The organism is Pseudarcicella hirudinis (genome assembly GCF_900115665.1).
GTDB classification, from domain to species: domain Bacteria; phylum Bacteroidota; class Bacteroidia; order Cytophagales; family Spirosomataceae; genus Pseudarcicella; species Pseudarcicella hirudinis.
The window spans coordinates 276,306-292,802 of record NZ_FOXH01000004.1; the positions used below are offsets into that span (position 1 = coordinate 276,306).

Consider the following 16,497-nt stretch of genomic DNA (forward strand, 5'->3'; position numbering starts at 1 on the left):
ATTATGAAACCTACACTTAAATTTCTCTTCACCATGCTGTTGGGTGTTGCTGCGATCCAGCTTAATGCCCAAAGAAACAATGTCATAGCACCTTCTCCTCAGGCTGCCAGTCTGGGAAAATTCGGAGAAATTCCTGTAAATATAAGTACAGGAGCCATGAATTATAGCATTCCCTTATTAACTCTTACAGAAGGGAGTCTTTCTATACCTGTATCTCTGGCTTATAATTACAACGGATTCAGACCATCTGAAGAACCCGGATGGGCAGGTTTGGGCTGGTCATTACAGGCAGGCGGAGTAATTACCAGAACCGTTCAGGGCATTAAGGACGAGTATGCCAACAGAGGGTATTTTTACAAAGGAGCACTTATTAAAGATTTTGTGGATGCCCCGAATCTAACTAAAATGAATAATCTGAATATAGAAAGTGGTTATAATGACAGCCAGCCGGATATCTTTCATTTTTCTTTCGGTGGATACTCCGGAAAGTTTGTTTTTGATGAAAATGGAACACCTAGAATCATTTCCGATCAGAAAATCAAAATAGAGAGAGGCACTCTTGTCAATGATCTGGTGCATACTTCATCTGATCAAAGTATTAGTTCTTTTACCCTCACTACAGAAGATGGAACAAAATACTTTTTCAATAATTATGAGTTTTCAAGGAGTGATTTTATGTCTGAAATGCGTTGGACTACTTCTGCCTGGCATTTGTCAGAAATTGTTAACCTGGAAGGGGACAGAATTAAATTCTATTATACAGCCATTAACAGCACTAAGCCCAGAATACAGCTAAGTATATCCGATACCAAAAGCTGGGGCTTGTACACAAGCGGTACTATCAGTGGCAGCAATGGTTCAAGCAATTCAAACATTGCCTATAATTATTCAGAAGAAATTTTCCTGACTAAAATTGAAGGCACCAACTGGGAGGTTGAGTTTAACTCTTCTGAACGAATAAAGGTTGTCAATACATTGAATAGTTATTCGCGGAAATTGGATAACATTCAATTGTTTGATAAAACTGTAAGTCCAAGACAATTTCTCAAGAAATTTCTTTTCAATTATAATACTGACAGCAGCCTGAGACTGGCACTGATGAGTGTACAGGAATATTTTAGTGAGAATGATAAAGCCAATCCTTACTTTTTTACCTATAACAATATTCCATCCAATAATATAAACGGAGATTCCCGGTCTATAGATTATTGGGGGTATTACAATGGACAACCCAATACCAGCCTGATTCCTGTTAATACGGGAAATGCTGATATGGAACCCCGTCTTAACTTTACTTTGATGGGTGCCATGTCGAAAATTATTTACCCCACCCAGGGGTACACCACTATTGAATATGAGCAGAATGATTACAGCTATAATCAGGCTACAGTGGCCCAGGTTAAAAAGATTGTGGAAGATACCCGGACATTCTGGTGGGACGTTACCAGCAGCGGGACAAATAAAAGCACAAATGTTCCTGTAACTGTTTCAGTTCCCACAAAATGTAAAATAAAACTGAAAGCCCAGGGGGGCTCCAACTCAGTATGCTATACCTACAACGGTCAGAACCTTGACACATATCAGGAAATCACACTGCAACCTGGTACTTATAATGATACGGATTTCCTCAATCTTAATATTTTTTATCCCTGTAATCAGACCTTGAATCAAGTAGGCACCAATATTATTATTTCCTTATCCATTTTTAACGAAACTACTTCTAATCTGGGTAACTGCGGTGGATTGAGGGTAAAGAATATGGCTGATTATCCTAATAATAATTTCAACAGCCAACCAGTGTTCAGGGAGTTCTTTTATAAGGATTTTGCCAACCCGAGTTTGTCAAGCGGTATGCTTGGGCCACAGGCTTATTATAATCTTAGCATGTCAGCAGGTACTACCTCGTTCAATTTGTTCCGTTCACAGGCATTCAACTCTATGTCCTCACTACCTCTGTATTATTATAATGTAGAAGAAAGGATGGGTACCCAGAGCAAGCTTTATACTTTTACCTCCTATAAAGACAACACAGATAATTCAGGCCAAAGTGCTTTCTTATTTCATAAATCTTCAGCTAATGCAATATTTGAAGGTAGTGCAAACAAAGAATTAGGAGCCTATGAATCTTATGATTTTGCCAGATCACTTCCTAAATCAACCATATATAAGAACAACAGCTCAGGAGTTACCGCTTATAGCAGTACACAGAGCTTCTATATCGGAGCTCCTCAATATCAGATACCAAGTATTCATAATGAATATTTATTTCCTTATGACATAAACAATGGTGTGTCTGGTATTACAACCTATAGTGTATATTATGTAAAAACTTATTACACTATTTCAGGTTGGCCAAGAAAAGCAAGTGAAGTAACAGTAGATAATGGCTCAACCGGAACCAGTCCGGTAACTGTTTCTACTTCTTATCAATACGATAACCCCTCCCATTTACAGGTTACAAGACAACGGATTACTCAAAGTGATGCTACAATACTCGAAACCAACTATAAGTATCCTCTGGATTATTCATCGGTAACGGGTAAGGCAGCCTTCATTACACAAATGATTAATGATAATGTAGTGAATATTCCGCTTGAAAAGCTGGTGGAGCAGGAATATGGGAGTACCAGAAATGTCCTTGGTGCTGAGGTTAATACCTATAAAACCTATAGCAGTTCGAATCCTTCCAGAGCTACTTTAATTTTGCCTTACAAGAATTTCACATATAACAATGCCAATCCGGTCAGCGAAAGTAGTTTTACCAGATATGACGGCCTTTCCGATTCTCCTTCCAATTCATTTTACAGAGAGTTATCAAATTATACCTATCTGGTCAACAATGGCTTAAAAGCCAATCTGGTAGAACAGTCTATTAATAGTGGCAAGTACAAATCTGTCTATTTATGGGGATATAACTGGCAATATCCTTTGGCAAAAATTGAAAATACTGACTATGCCAGTGTAGCAGCCGGACTGACGGCCATTTCCAGTTCTCCTTCTTCACTGAATGCTACTACTGACGAAACTACTTTAAGAGCCAGAATGAACTTATTGAGAGATAACCTTGCAGGAACTTTGATAAATAGTTACACATATAAACCAATCAGAGGAACTTCTTCCGTAACTACTCCGAATAAATTATCTACTTTTTATTCATATGATAACCTGGGCAGGCTGTCAACTATAAAAGATAATAATCAGAATGTCCAGAAGCATTATATGTACCATTATTCAGGTCAAAGCGGAGAAATATATTCTACGATCGACTGGGATCCCGCTGCCATAAGCTGTGTAGTGAATAATAATGGTACAATCACTATGACCGTTGGAGTAACAGGACTTGTCAGTCCGGCGTATGCTGAGTTTACGGTAGATGCCGGAGTAACCTGGCAAAGAGCCAATATCGGAGATGCCTATTTTCTGGTTTCTTTTCCTTACAGCCCGGCGGGCATTGTAGGATTTGATGCCCGAGCTTCGGATTTACGAGGAAGAACAATTACAGGTTTTCTACAGAAATGTCAATAATTAAACCTACATCCTGATGAAAAAGAACATATTATACTTGTTATTCTTTATATGCCTGAGCATTGAAACCTTTGCTCAAAGCCTTACAATCAGTAAAAATGCAGTACTGGAAGGATCACCCAGAGAAGCATCTACCTATGAGCCTGATGCCAAAGACCCTTCTAAATCATCTGTTAAAATTCAGTATTTCGATGGGTTAGGGAGACCCCTGCAGACCTTAGGTTTACAAAGCTCTCCGCTTAAAAGAGATATTATTGAGAGCTCAGTATCTTATGATGCCATGGGAAGAAAAAAGAGGAGTGATTTGCCCATGCCTTCCCGGGATTTTACGGGTTATTATCAGAATGGACTTGCTACGGATTATTTTGGATTTTACCGTCAAAACACAGCCTATAGCTCACTCACTTCTTTTGATAGTGATCCATCTCAAAGAGTATTGACCCAAATGGGGCCTGGGGATAGCTTCGCTAATTACAACAAAGTTGTCACTTACAAATATGAAGCAGACAATGGTGTTTTGAACTTTCAGATTGCTAGTGACGGAGGTATCAGTAATGTGGTTGGTACATATGGTTATCCGGGAGGTACCCTTTTCAAGCGCACTACTATTAATGAACAAAATCAGGACGTCATAGAATACGTTGATAAAAGAGGATTAACTGTTCAGAAGAGTGTCCGGTTTGGTACAGGAGCTACAGATTATGCTATAACCCGTTATATCTACGATACCATGGGCAGACTCAGATATGTGATTCCGCCAAAAGCATACCCTACTCTTCCCAATTTTCTTTCAAAAGCCAATGCCATTCTTAACGGCGGGTTTTATATCTATGATTATGATGAAAAGGGACGGGTAATCAAAAAATATATTCCGGATGGCGGTTCAGTAAATATGGTGTATGACCAAATGGACAGAGTGGTTTTAACTCAAAACAGTAAACAAGCCGCTGAGAACAAATGGACTTTTTTCAAGTATGATAAATCAGGCAGAAACATCCTGAAAGGAGAAGTGATAAATTCCTCATCTCAGGCTACTTTACAATCCAATTTTAATACAATAACCAATATTTACGAGATATATAATGCCAGCGGAACTTTTGGTTACAGTAATCAGAGTTTTCCCATAACTATTAATGACAGTGACGTCCAGGAAGCCAGTTATTACGATAACTACACCTGGCTGGGTGGACAGTACGGATTTCAGACCAATAGCAATTATCCCCTCTCTCCTTATAATAATGCTACCGGATTAGTCACTGGCCACAGAAAGAGAAATCTGCAAAATACCGGACAAATTCTAATAGATGTAAACTACTATGATGATAATAACCGGGTAATTCAAATACAGAATACCCATATTCTGGGAGGAACCAATATCATTTTCAATAAATACAACTTTCCGGGAGAGCTTATTTCTACAACAACTATCTATCGTCAATCGGGCAAAGCTGATGTTAATACCCTGACAGAATATGAGATGGATCATATTGGCAGAAAGGTGAAAATGACGCATAAAATTGACAATAATGTTGTAAAGACGGTTAAATACTATTATGATGAAATTGGCAGAATGTCTTCGAAAGTCATTCCTACTTCTGCGGCTACCAGTCCTGCTTACTCTCAGCTTTCTTTAAAAGTTTTCCTTCAGGGAGCTTATGATGCTAACAGTGGTATTATGACGGGGTCGCTAAAAGCCCTTAATCTTTTACCGAAAAACGAACCATACAGCTTATACAATAAATACAGTTTTATTGATCCTACAGAAAATAAGCCAATGGCTAACTCTGTACTCAATGTTTTGGGGAGCAATGAAATAGTTGACTGGATTGTGGTAGAATTAAGAGATTTACCAGATAGAGTAGTTGCCAACAAAGCCTTTGTATTAAAAAGAGATGGAAATGTAGTTAATCCTGAGGATGGCACTTATGCTTTGAAAATGAAAGCACCACCGGGTAATTATTATGTTTCCATCAGGCATAGAAATCACCTTCCGGTAATGACTAAATTTCAGATAGCTTTGTCTTCGGGTTCTGCTACAATGGTTGACCTGATTAACTCTCCAACACTTTATACCAGTACAGGCATTAACACTCCGGCCAAAATAGTGAACGGAAAAACACTGCTTTGGGCAGGAGATGCCAATAAGGATGGACAGGTTATTTTCCAGGGGTCTGCCAATGATGTTATGCCAATTTATAATGAGGTCATGTATTCTCCTGAAAATACCATAAATAGTTCAGCTTATGTCCTTAAAAAAGTATATCGGGCAGAAGATGTGAATATGGATGCCCAGGTAATTTATACCGGACCGGGAAATGACCAGGATATGATTCTGTATAACGTGGTCAATCATCCCGAAAATACACAGCAAAGCAATACTTTCGTCATTAAAAATCCCCTAGTTACTAATTCATATTCCGATAATACAGCTACAGGTATTCTACAGAAAACAGACTATAGGTATAATATCCGCGGTGGACTGAATTGCATCAATTGTAATACATTAGGAGATGTTACACTAAATACTGCTGAAAATGACCTCTTTTCATTAAGATTATCCTATGATGAGACTTTACAATATTTTGATGGTAATATTGGTTCTCAGTACTATTTGAGTAAAATTGATAATAAACAGCGCAGATACAATTATTCCTATGATCTGAGCAGCAGGCTTACCTCAGCCTCTTATGATGGTGGAGAAGCGAATGAAAATTATGCCATGAACAATGTCAGCTATGACCTGAATGGTAACATTTTGAGCCTGAATCGTTATGGGCCAATTAATACCAGTTATGGAATAATTGACCAACTGACATATGGTTATTCCGGTAACAGCAACAGGTTGTCATATGTCAATGATGCGGTAACAGGCAATAATGATGTCGGAGATTTCAGAAATAATAATACTGGGACGGATGATTATGATTATTGGGCGGATGGAAGTTTGAAATCAGATAAGAATAAAGGGATTACGAATATTACCTATAATTATTTAAATTTACCTCAGGAAATCACTTTTGGAAGCGGGCAGAAAATAGTATATGCCTATGATGGAAGTGGGAATAAGCTTGAAAAGCAGGTATTGCTCAATGGTGTTTTACAGCGGAGCACAGCTTACATCCAGGCGATGGTCTATGAGAAGACTGGGGCAGGGGGCACTTACAATTTCTACCAGCTAGCCACAGATGAAGGCAGAGCAGTTTATGAAAGCAATGCCTGGGTATATGAATGGAATTATACCGATCATCTGGGCAATAACCGTTTATCATTCAGAGAAGTAGGCGGCGTAGCAGTAATCAGCCAAAGCCAGAACTACGATCCCTGGGGCATGGTTTTAAAAGGAGCTGGTCAGGTTATTGCGACAACTCCAAATAAATTTCTTTTCAACGGAAAAGAATGTCAGACTGAAACAGGAATGTATGATTTCGGAGCCAGAATGCAGGATCCTGTGTTGGGGAGGTGGTTTACTATTGATCCAATGACAGATAGTCAAGAGTCTTGGAGTCCATATCACTATACATATAACAACCCTGTAAACTATGTTGATTTATTCGGTTTAAGCCCAAGTGGTGCTTTTGAAAGTAATGCTATTGCTATTTGCCCAACCTGCCCCAAAGACCCTAAATATGATGAATATCGAAATAGCAAGTCACTTTATACCTACGATAAAGAAACTGGCATAGTATTAAACGGTGATGGAAAAGGGGCAACTGTTTATGGAAAACGAACATCTTATGATTACAATGGTTTAATCTATGGTTCAGGTCAAGCATTAAATTATTTGGGTGACAACAATATTTCTACAAGAGGAAAACTTGGTGGTACGACACCAGGTACTTCGATAGCTTCTCAATATTTTAGGCAAACATTAGGAGATACCAAAACCCCGAAATGGTTATTTAATAAACTACCTAAAAGAGTAGGTATTAAAGGTTATAGTATGCCTCTTAGGTCACCATTATTAGGAGGTGTAGCTGGAAGAACTGTTCCATTGCTAGGAAGGGGGTTTGTTGGTGTTAGTGCTGGGATTTCTATCTATAATGTGGCAACAGCCGAAAATAAAACAGAAGCCTTAGTGGTTGAAGGAGGCGGATGGGCAGGTGCATGGGCAGCAGCAACTACAACAGGTTCAGCACTTACCGCAACTGGCATTGATTTTACGGGACCTTGGGGGTGGGCAGCACATGGTGCATTAACCGTTGGGGCAGGAATCGGAGGGTTTTATGGCGGAAAAGAAGCAGGGCAGGCCATTTATGATAAAACAAAAGAATAATTATGGAATTAACATTTAACAATTTACTTTGTTTTCTTGAAAATAAGTATTCTTTTGGCGATACTTTTAATAGTGAGACAATTCTCAGAGATGCAAATAGAGAATGTCCTCTTGATGGAGGCGATGCTTTGGATTTACTTCTAAATCTTGGACAAACGTTCAATGTAACCTTTGAAACTTTTGATTTTCATAAATATTTTTTAGATGAAACGGAACTAAATACAATGACATGGAAACATTTATTTGGGTTGAAAAGGCAAAGAGAAATAAAAGAAGAACTAACTATTAAAATGCTATTTGATTACATGATTACTAATGCAAAAAGCCCCGAATAGGGGCTTTTTGCATTAGTCTAACTCTTCTAACAGTTCTTTCAATTCTTTTTCAGAGATATTACCTTTTCACTTACTTGTCGTAAATGGTAAGTAAGATAACTTCCTCATTATCCGTAATAACATAAGTGATAATCCTTGCCCCATCGCTTTTGCCTTTTCCTTTGCTTTTGATGGCTATCTGCAATCGCTCGTGCGATGCTGACTAAATCTTTGCAAAAAATAACATCAAACCCCAGCATCACCCGGACCAATTGCAGAGTGAATCGGACACGCCAATCCACGCACCAGTAAAGAAATGAACCTACTTTTTTTTTCAACTGAAAAGAAAAAAGTGCGTATCTTATGGGCAGATAGTTCTTTGAAAGCGAGTTGAATAACTGAAAAAGTGGGTGTAGAGTGATTGTAAAGAATAGATCCACTGGCAGAGAATGGAAGAAGATGGAGTCCATATACTTATGCCTTTGACAATCCTATTCGGTTTATTGATCCTGATGGAATGTGGCCTGGGGAAGGACTTTGGAATAAATTTATAAGTTGGCTGAATTCTACCCCATCAGAATCTAATAAACGAATTGGTGAGATTTATAGCCGAACTGCTTATAATAGACATACAAGAACTCCTCAGACTAATGGACAAATTGTTGTAAATGCTTTTGCTTCTTCAATCCAAGTCATATCACAGGAATATCGAGGGGGACTAGGCTTGACTAGAGGTGTTTTGCGTTCCCGTTCCCAACAAATACCTCATGTCGAAACGGTACGAGGAGGTGTGAGAAGGACAGGCCCAATAGGAGTTGATGAAAATCATCATAATGCTAATGTTAGAATTGTTAATTCTGACAATCAAACTGTAAAAGCTGAAAGGATTGTTAGCGGTAATATGACCGCAGAGGAAAAAAGTTTAGGTTTTCCGTTAAATACATTAGCAAGTCATACAGAAGCAAGAGCTGTTAATAATAATGAAAATATGTCACTATTAAATGTGTCAGGAAATCAAATGATTATTACAGGTCAGCAAGCACCTTGTCCAAGTTGTAGAGGTAAAATGAATCAAGTTTCAATACAGACAGGAACGCCTATTATTTACCAATGGAGAGAAGGTGGAGAAACTCTAACGTGGACATCCAAAATTAAACCCCAATAAAGTAATTATGAAATTTAATGCATCAAAAGTTAGTCTGACCAAAGATGAAAATGACGTTTGGATTATTGGTTTTATTGAAAATGAAAGTTACGCCAATTATGTAATTATTCAATATTCTAACGACGTAGATGAGCAAGAGCTATCTTTAAACTGGTCAAAATATTATTTAGAGTTAAGTAATTTTGGTGGAAGTTATAATTGTATTTCTAAAATTAATTTAACAAAAAATAACTTAGAGATAATTTTAAATGATAGCGGAAGTAAAAAGTTTAACACAAATCAAATACTGGTTTATTACTCTTTAAATGACTTGGAGTATAAAAATCTTCTTGAAGAGCTTAAAACTATTTTTGAAGATGAAAATGACGTAACATTTAACGTGATTACTTAACCCCTCCCTGTCCGTAGTCTTTTTCGACTACGGGCAATACATGGTGTAGAGTGTCTGTGACACAGTAAGTATTGAGCATCTTTTTAACCTTTTATACTTTTCTGTTTGCCATCTCAGCATTTAACAAATGCTTACAACAAGAGACTACAAATTATATTATGCGGTTAGATATGTGATCAGTCTCTGTTTAACCGCTTTTCGCTTTGTAATCCTGGTTCTTCATAGCAGGAGAGTTAGGAGCAAAATATACAGTTCTTTCGTTTATAATAAAATTGGAATTACTTCTGTAATTTTTACTTTCTTCCAAATTCTTTCCAAAGTCGTCGGACCCGTGTTAATCCAAACTATTTCTTATTTCTTCCGACAAACTCTTTGATGTCTTGATTGGTTTAATCATCAATACTCTCCTACCCGATTTCGTTTTGGCAAGGCTCTTCAATTTATGATAACACTTACAACCATTTGACAAACAATACATTACACCTCTGAACAAACTTGCACGAACTTGAAAAAGTCCTGAACAAGCTCTCCCATCATGATAATGTAGTTTTGGTCTGTTAGTTTTTATTAGCAACCATATTTTAACTTATCTATGAGAGAGAAAACAAAAAGAATCGGATTGTCATTTACTTTTCTATGCTTTACCTATCTTGTTTTAATAACAAACGCCTTTGTATTCGGGCAAAAGATTAATACAAGCGAATGGACTGTGCTTTCTGAAGAGAATAAAACGACGGACTTAACAGACACTACATTTTCAGGAAAATCATGCATCAAACTTGATGGTAAGAATAAGGTAATTGCATGGAAAAAAGACGCAAACTACAAAAATTTCAGAGTGGAACTGGATATTGCAGGTGCTGTGATGTCAGGCATTGGCTTTCATGTTGCCAATGAGCAGAATTACCAGTTTCTGTATTTCAGACCCGGTTATGGAGGTACCGAAGAAGCGATACAATACATACCGATTTATAACGGAACTTTGAGCTGGGTATTTTACGGGGCTTATCAGAATACTGCCGATATTAAAAGGCTCGAATGGTTTCATGTCGTTATTGAAGTACTGGGTGATAATTTAAAAGTCTTTACCAATAATAACAAAAAGCCAGATATGTCCATTAAGCTCATGAAAACGGAGGTCCAAAACGGCAGTATTTTACTTAGAACGCTGTTTGGAACATCTTATTTTGCCAACATTGTTATTAAAGAACTACCTGAATCAATAACTGAATGGGAAATTTCCGAGCAATTGCCTATCACCACTGCTTACGGTGCCGGTCAGATGAAAAAAATAAATAAATGGATAAAAATTAATGAGCAGGGCGATGATTACGTAAATTTATCCCGATATTATGACTATCCTAACGGCGTGATTTATGCCAAACACAATATCCATTCGGAAACAGAACAAGCTAATTTCCTGAATTTTGATTTTGTCGGGAAAATGAAAATTTTGTTAAACGGCGAGGAAGTGTTTAATTATGCCAAATACAAATTAGAACGGCTTTCTCCCGGTACTAACCGAATCCGCCTGAATCTCAAAAAAGGTGATAATGAATTAGTGGTCATTTCAGAAGGAGATTCTTTTCTATTTGGTAATGGTTTTAAATCAATGGGCAGACTTCAGCACCAAAACTGGGGTTTTATTGCCACTCTTGAGAAAATGAAATAGCAATATCCTGTCCTGAAATATCTTTAGGTAAGCCTTTCAGGACAGATACTTTAAATTTTAATTTAATGACCGGAAAGAGAATCATCATTGCACTGAGCTTTATCTGCTTTATTCCTTTTACCAATCTTGCACAGAATAAGGCCTTGCAAATTGACCAGCTTCTGCAATCGTATAAAGATATTCAGGCATTTAATGGCAGTGTACTTGTGGCAAAGCGGGGGAAGATTATTTTACAGAAAGGCTACGGGTTTGCAAATATGGAATCGGGAGCTCGTAACACAGTCAATACAAAATTCAGAATAGCTTCTCTCTCCAAGCAATTTACGGCAATGCTGATTATGCAATTAAAGCAATCAGGTCTACTAAATCTTGGAGATCCTATCTCTAAATTTTTGCCTTATTACAGAAAAGACATCGGCAATAAAGTGACAATTTATGAGTTATTGACACAGACTTCCGGAATTCCTGATTATACCAGCAGACCTGACTTTTTTCCTGACATTGCAACACATCATTATACACCCGACAAATTTGTAGAAAAATTTTGCAGTGATAGCCTTCAATACGAACCGGGAACAAGATATAGTTATTGCAATTCGAACTATTATATTTTAGGGGCAATAATAGAGTCTATTACCCAAAAACCTTATGCGATTGTACTAAAAGAGAAAATATTTGATGTAGCAGGAATGAAGGACAGTGGTATCGATACACCCTATGAGGTATTAAAAAACAGAGCGAATGGATATAATTACAATTATGGCAATTATACCAATGCAAGCTATATAAATATGGCTTCAGCGATTTACGCTGCAGGAGGAATATATTCGACAATCGGAGATTTATTACTCTGGGACGAGGCTCTTTATGGTGAGAAATTATTGTCGAAGGAAAATAAGGACATTATGTTTACTCCCTTTCTGAATAAATATGCCTTTGGTATAATAGTAAACAAAACCTCCATTCCCGGAATCAACCATGAAGTAACGCTCATGGTTCATACCGGTGGAATTAATGGATTCCGCTCTATTATGCTTCGGGAAGTTGAAGATCGGGAAGTAATAATTCTGCTAAGCAATTCTGTATTGAATAATAATTTTGATATTGATCTAAATCCTGTAAGTAATAGAATCTTTTCCATTCTGAATAATTTGCCATACGAAAAACCAAAACCGTCAATAGGTGAATCAGTAGGCGAAAAAGTCTATCAAAGTTCTGTTGAAAAAGCTATATCATTTTTTCAGCAGGCGAAGTTGCAGGCTAAAAAGAAGTATGATTTTACAAACTTAGAGTCGGAATTAAATTCTTTAGGGTATTCTCTTCTAAGCAGGAACCGTACAAAAGATGCAGTGGTTGTTTTTAAATTAAATACAGAAGAATTCTCCAAATCATGGAACGTTTTTGACAGTTATGCAGAAGCATTACTGAAAGACGGGCAAAAAGAAGCTGCCCTTAAAAATTACAGGCTTTCACTTAAAATAAACCCTGACAACACAAATGCTGCCACACAAATTAAAATACTTGAAGCTGAAAAGAGATAGATAAGAAGGTAGCAAACAAAGTGGTTTGATAATACGACAGGACAGTAAATATCTTCTCAGCTTTTCCAACCTGACCCTCCGTGTTTCGTCAGTTTAGGGGTCGGTAAAACAAAAAAACACTTAGCAGATTTGCTAAGTGTTTGATTATCAGAGCCTCCTATCGAGGCTCTTCGGTCACTCATAACTTGCTGATTTTTAACTCCTTGCAACCCGAAGATTGCGCCTGTACCTAAATCTGTTATTTCTTCAACTAATTATCAAATAAAATAAAAGACGGATTCATAAGTACAGGACTATACTTTCCCAATTGCGCCATTACTAGCGCATTTATGGTTTGTGTTTGTTGGTAGTTCGTTTTGGTTAAATCTTCAATCGTCTTGGTCAGGCTTTTAATCTCTTCTACAAAGTCGTACAAATAATTGTCAGATAAAGATTCTTTTTTCTCTTTGTCAAACTCTCCTTTAACAAACATTACTTCGACATCATTCATTGTATAACCAAGTTTGGATAATATTTTCAGTGCAAGGTCTTCTTTTATCATTTCTCTTTCAAGAATATTACCGACATTGGTTCTGGTCATGTCTAAAAGTCTTGCCATTTGTGATGAATTTATATTTTTTTTTCTCATCAACTCCTTGACTATCAAGCCATTGATATAAAATTTTTGCTTCATGTTCAAATTTTATTTGCGTTTGTAATATTTTTATATAACATTTGTATCAGAAATATGTCATAAAGTAAACGGAAAGTAATCAGATTTGATACATTTTTCGTCAAAAAATTTAGTTTTCGGTAGTAAATAGCTTTTTTTTAATACTTTATTAAAATCTATAAACATGAAAATCAGACTAACGGGTACGCCGGAAGAGTTTCAGCTGCTTAATGTTGATGACCTTGACAGAAACAAGTTTCTATCTTTTCGAAAGCCTCAGAAGGGAGGTAATCCCAGATACAAGCCAGGAGGCGAAAAGTATGATCCGAAAACGGGAGAAGTTCTTCTAATGTACGTTGAGGTGGCACCTCATATTTTGGATGAAATGTTTTCAGGTTGCCGGGTTAAAACTATCAGTAAACATTTAAAAGCCACGAAGAAATGAATCAACCTGAAATTGTTTTACTGTTTACTCTCTGCGTTGTTGCAGGTTCGCTTGTTAGCTTTTGTATTGGAGCGTTTTACGGTCAGATCCTTTTTGGAACTATTTTTAAGAAGGCTCTGAATAAAGTAACGCTCCCGGCTGATGAATTGAGCGACAGGGTAAAAGAATCCGGACTTTCGCTTAAGGATTTTCTTACTCAAAAGCCTGATACTTTTGAACAAATGGGGAAAAAGCTTGACGAAGAGATCAAAGCGTTTTTCAAGTAAATTTTTTTACTCTTTAAAATGTTCGAATATGGATCAGCAAGAAATTTTGGTGTTTGCCCTTTCTATTGCGGTAAGTTTGTTTGTTAGTTTTTGTGCTGGGTTATTATATGGCGGGGTTTTGTTGGTTATTTACTTTAAAAGGATGATGGCGCAAATGACTCCCCATGCTGATGAATTTATGGATGAAATAGAGAATTCAGGCCTCTCCCGTATGGAGTATTTTAGAGAAAGACCTGATGCGTTCGAGAAATTAGGAAAAAAGATTGACGAAGAACTTGTAAAGTCCAATCAACGTTGATTTTAGGAATTCTGCAAAAAGGAATCTGGTAAAGAAATTGGCTAAGACTATTCCCGAAATGAGTCCTGCTGTAAAAGTTAGAAGGTAATAGAAAAATTCTTTCATGTTAAAATAGGGGATTGAAGGTTTAACGTTTGTTCTCTGATAATTACAAATCTACTGGAAATCCCCTTAAAATCTAAACCTGTGAAAGATGTGTACAAAAGTCAAGTTCTTATCGAAATCGATAGCTATCCGAAAGATTGACGAGTATGCAGCAATTTTGGATAACAGGAAAAAACCAGTCCGATCATATAGGTGTCTTGAATGCGGATATTACCACATTACAAGTATGACAAAGAGGTCATATAAGGCACAAGAGAGGTTAATGTCCTTAAGACGGAAGTATAAGAAAGCAAAGGTACTAGAATATTACGATCAGAAATTTAACACTATAATTATGTCGCTACTAACATTTAAGGACTGGAAGAGGGTCCAAGAAAGACTTTCAAACAGGGATAAGTTTGAGTTATATAGTTATTGTATCGAATTGTTCCCGAATGTATTCCGGGTAGATTATAGGAGAAGAGACTCTCCAACGATTACATACGAGACCTGGAAGAAAAAGGTCGCAGGAAATAAAGTACTGTCTGACGTAGAGCAGATTGCTATTTGGGAGGTCATAAATTTGAAGTATAAGCATGTGGTCGAAGAAGTTGAAGCTGAGGAATTTATTTCGACATAGCTATGAAACGGAAACTACTGATTTTCTCCGGATACCTGGCAGTCGGAATTCTGTTCTACAGAATCCTCACCAATGGTGTAAGTTTGATTGATTTGGTGCTGTGTCTTGCCATTTATATTATCTGTATTGTTTCTCTTATTACTCTAAAACCGTAATTCTATGTTTCTTGTTACTCTTAATTCCCCTATATGGGGCTTCGAATCGAATTCTAAAATTTGGGTGAGCTTTGTTGATGGAGTATGTGTTTTGGCAGAAGATGTACGAAAGTCGGTAAGGCGTATAGTACCAACCGATATTTTTTATTAGTGGTTATATTTTGGTCTGAATGTAAAAACCCCGGCAAATGTCGGGGGATTTTCTTAAGAAGGTATGGAGGAACATTCTCGGGAAATCGTCGGAAATCTTTACGTAGAGGCGAAGGGATTATTTTCGGAAATCTGGGCCAATATTGCGATTTCCGGAGAGCAATATGAGAAACTTAGTCCGGATTTAACTAAAAAATTTCAAGACAGGGTTGATAAGTTGAGGAATTTGGAAACAATTGTTGACAAGTTGAATGATTGCTTCTTTATAATGCAAGCCCAACACGATGAAAGGTTTAGGAAAGCAAGGAAAGCACTGGATTTCGAAGATTCCAACATGTTCTTCCCTCCTATTTCTGGGATTTCCGTAAAAGAACAAATGATCGAAAATCTTGTGCTTTCGCAGGTAAATCGGGCGAAATCCACAAAAGAGGTAGCGGAAATTTGGACTGAGAATCATCAGTTATTGAAGCTTACGCTCTCTTACGACAAGTTTATTCAACTTCACGAAAGAGTCACCGCCAGGCATAGAGATTTACAGAAATAATGATTTAAACTGTTTAAGTATGGCTACAGATGTTGTTAATATGACGCCTCTTAAAAACGGTATTATTGTACCAAAGAGGTTTGTTTGCGATTCCGGAGCACCACCAACAACTTGGAATGATCTGTCGGAATATCCATATGAGATATGCTGTCTTAAAGAGGATTTCTCTCTAATTTATTCAGGGGTTCTTCATTATGCTATACTTAAAAAGAAGATATTTCGACCGTGGTGGGAAATTGATGCAATCAAATTTATTGAATATGATGAAGAATGTGGTTTTTCTAATCGATCGATTCAGGCAGTTATTACCCATGTGCGTCCATTTGAAGAAAAGTATGACATTCTTTTTTTTAAAATTATAGGTACTTGTAACATTTAATGA

The 16,497-nt window shown here is 37.1% G+C and carries 15 protein-coding genes; 14 read left to right on the plus strand and 1 reads right to left on the minus strand.

Features of this window, described 5'->3' with window-relative positions; genetic code table 11:
• Positions 1-3: 3 nt before the first annotated feature.
• The 7 genes from BM179_RS09225 to BM179_RS09255 all read left to right on the plus strand — a co-directional run bounded on the left by BM179_RS09225 (position 4) and on the right by BM179_RS09255 (position 12,881).
• The gene (locus BM179_RS09225) at positions 4-3,525 is read left to right on the plus strand and encodes a hypothetical protein (RefSeq protein ID WP_143095190.1); all 3,522 of its coding nucleotides are present in this window, start codon (positions 4-6) and stop codon (positions 3,523-3,525) included.
• 16 nt (positions 3,526-3,541) lie between these two features.
• A complete protein-coding gene (locus tag BM179_RS09230) occupies positions 3,542-7,798 on the plus strand; it encodes an RHS repeat domain-containing protein (RefSeq protein WP_092015668.1) in 4,257 nt (1,418 codons plus the stop codon).
• A gap of 2 nt (positions 7,799-7,800) precedes the next feature.
• Complete coding sequence (locus BM179_RS09235) at positions 7,801-8,133, plus strand: DUF1493 family protein (RefSeq protein ID WP_092015670.1); 333 nt, start codon at positions 7,801-7,803, stop codon at positions 8,131-8,133.
• 496 nt (positions 8,134-8,629) lie between these two features.
• Positions 8,630-9,277: a hypothetical protein gene (locus tag BM179_RS09240; protein ID WP_092015672.1), complete on the plus strand. Its 648-nt coding sequence runs from the start codon at positions 8,630-8,632 to the stop codon at positions 9,275-9,277.
• 7 nt (positions 9,278-9,284) lie between these two features.
• Positions 9,285-9,668 carry an Imm10 family immunity protein gene (locus BM179_RS09245; protein ID WP_092015675.1) on the plus strand — a complete coding sequence of 128 codons (384 nt, stop codon included), beginning with the start codon at positions 9,285-9,287 and terminating at the stop codon, positions 9,666-9,668.
• Positions 9,669-10,260: 592 nt separating this feature from the next.
• Positions 10,261-11,340 carry a 3-keto-alpha-glucoside-1,2-lyase-like domain-containing protein gene (locus tag BM179_RS09250; protein ID WP_092015678.1) on the plus strand — a complete coding sequence of 360 codons (1,080 nt, stop codon included), beginning with the start codon at positions 10,261-10,263 and terminating at the stop codon, positions 11,338-11,340.
• A 65-nt stretch (positions 11,341-11,405) separates the two neighbouring features.
• A complete protein-coding gene (locus BM179_RS09255) occupies positions 11,406-12,881 on the plus strand; it encodes a serine hydrolase domain-containing protein (RefSeq protein WP_092015681.1) in 1,476 nt (491 codons plus the stop codon).
• A 250-nt stretch (positions 12,882-13,131) separates the two neighbouring features.
• Here BM179_RS09255 and BM179_RS09260 read toward each other — a convergent pair whose 3' ends face one another.
• Positions 13,132-13,554, minus strand: coding sequence for a helix-turn-helix domain-containing protein (locus BM179_RS09260; RefSeq protein ID WP_092015684.1), 423 nt, complete (start codon positions 13,552-13,554; stop codon positions 13,132-13,134).
• Between the two features lie 163 nt (positions 13,555-13,717).
• Here BM179_RS09260 and BM179_RS09265 point away from each other — a divergent pair, with 163 nt between their 5' ends.
• The 7 genes from BM179_RS09265 (at position 13,718) to BM179_RS09290 (ending at position 16,494) form a co-directional block, all read left to right on the plus strand.
• Positions 13,718-13,978, plus strand: coding sequence for a hypothetical protein (locus tag BM179_RS09265; protein WP_092015687.1), 261 nt, complete (start codon positions 13,718-13,720; stop codon positions 13,976-13,978).
• Positions 13,975-14,244: a hypothetical protein gene (locus BM179_RS09270; RefSeq protein ID WP_092015690.1), complete on the plus strand. Its 270-nt coding sequence runs from the start codon at positions 13,975-13,977 to the stop codon at positions 14,242-14,244. The genes BM179_RS09265 and BM179_RS09270 overlap by 4 nt, the downstream gene beginning before the upstream one ends.
• A gap of 28 nt (positions 14,245-14,272) precedes the next feature.
• Complete coding sequence (locus tag BM179_RS09275) at positions 14,273-14,542, plus strand: hypothetical protein (protein ID WP_092015693.1); 270 nt, start codon at positions 14,273-14,275, stop codon at positions 14,540-14,542.
• A gap of 439 nt (positions 14,543-14,981) precedes the next feature.
• Positions 14,982-15,266: a hypothetical protein gene (locus tag BM179_RS09280; RefSeq protein ID WP_143095191.1), complete on the plus strand. Its 285-nt coding sequence runs from the start codon at positions 14,982-14,984 to the stop codon at positions 15,264-15,266.
• Between the two features lie 2 nt (positions 15,267-15,268).
• The gene (locus BM179_RS25250; RefSeq protein WP_177219350.1) at positions 15,269-15,421 is read left to right on the plus strand and encodes a hypothetical protein; all 153 of its coding nucleotides are present in this window, start codon (positions 15,269-15,271) and stop codon (positions 15,419-15,421) included.
• Positions 15,422-15,635: 214 nt separating this feature from the next.
• Complete coding sequence (locus BM179_RS09285; RefSeq protein WP_092015698.1) at positions 15,636-16,115, plus strand: hypothetical protein; 480 nt, start codon at positions 15,636-15,638, stop codon at positions 16,113-16,115.
• 19 nt (positions 16,116-16,134) lie between these two features.
• Positions 16,135-16,494 carry a hypothetical protein gene (locus BM179_RS09290; protein ID WP_092015701.1) on the plus strand — a complete coding sequence of 120 codons (360 nt, stop codon included), beginning with the start codon at positions 16,135-16,137 and terminating at the stop codon, positions 16,492-16,494.
• Positions 16,495-16,497: the final 3 nt, after the last annotated feature.

Coding starts and splice junctions, on each gene's coding strand:
- BM179_RS09225 (WP_143095190.1), top strand. CDS start 4: ATGAAACCTACACTTAAATTTCTCTTCACCATGCTGTTGGGTGTTGCT.
- BM179_RS09230 (WP_092015668.1), top strand. CDS start 3,542: ATGAAAAAGAACATATTATACTTGTTATTCTTTATATGCCTGAGCATT.
- BM179_RS09235 (WP_092015670.1), top strand. CDS start 7,801: ATGGAATTAACATTTAACAATTTACTTTGTTTTCTTGAAAATAAGTAT.
- BM179_RS09240 (WP_092015672.1), top strand. CDS start 8,630: ATGTGGCCTGGGGAAGGACTTTGGAATAAATTTATAAGTTGGCTGAAT.
- BM179_RS09245 (WP_092015675.1), top strand. CDS start 9,285: ATGAAATTTAATGCATCAAAAGTTAGTCTGACCAAAGATGAAAATGAC.
- BM179_RS09250 (WP_092015678.1), top strand. CDS start 10,261: ATGAGAGAGAAAACAAAAAGAATCGGATTGTCATTTACTTTTCTATGC.
- BM179_RS09255 (WP_092015681.1), top strand. CDS start 11,406: ATGACCGGAAAGAGAATCATCATTGCACTGAGCTTTATCTGCTTTATT.
- BM179_RS09260 (WP_092015684.1), bottom strand. CDS start 13,554: ATGAAGCAAAAATTTTATATCAATGGCTTGATAGTCAAGGAGTTGATG.
- BM179_RS09265 (WP_092015687.1), top strand. CDS start 13,718: ATGAAAATCAGACTAACGGGTACGCCGGAAGAGTTTCAGCTGCTTAAT.
- BM179_RS09270 (WP_092015690.1), top strand. CDS start 13,975: ATGAATCAACCTGAAATTGTTTTACTGTTTACTCTCTGCGTTGTTGCA.
- BM179_RS09275 (WP_092015693.1), top strand. CDS start 14,273: ATGGATCAGCAAGAAATTTTGGTGTTTGCCCTTTCTATTGCGGTAAGT.
- BM179_RS09280 (WP_143095191.1), top strand. CDS start 14,982: ATGTCGCTACTAACATTTAAGGACTGGAAGAGGGTCCAAGAAAGACTT.
- BM179_RS25250 (WP_177219350.1), top strand. CDS start 15,269: ATGAAACGGAAACTACTGATTTTCTCCGGATACCTGGCAGTCGGAATT.
- BM179_RS09285 (WP_092015698.1), top strand. CDS start 15,636: ATGGAGGAACATTCTCGGGAAATCGTCGGAAATCTTTACGTAGAGGCG.
- BM179_RS09290 (WP_092015701.1), top strand. CDS start 16,135: ATGGCTACAGATGTTGTTAATATGACGCCTCTTAAAAACGGTATTATT.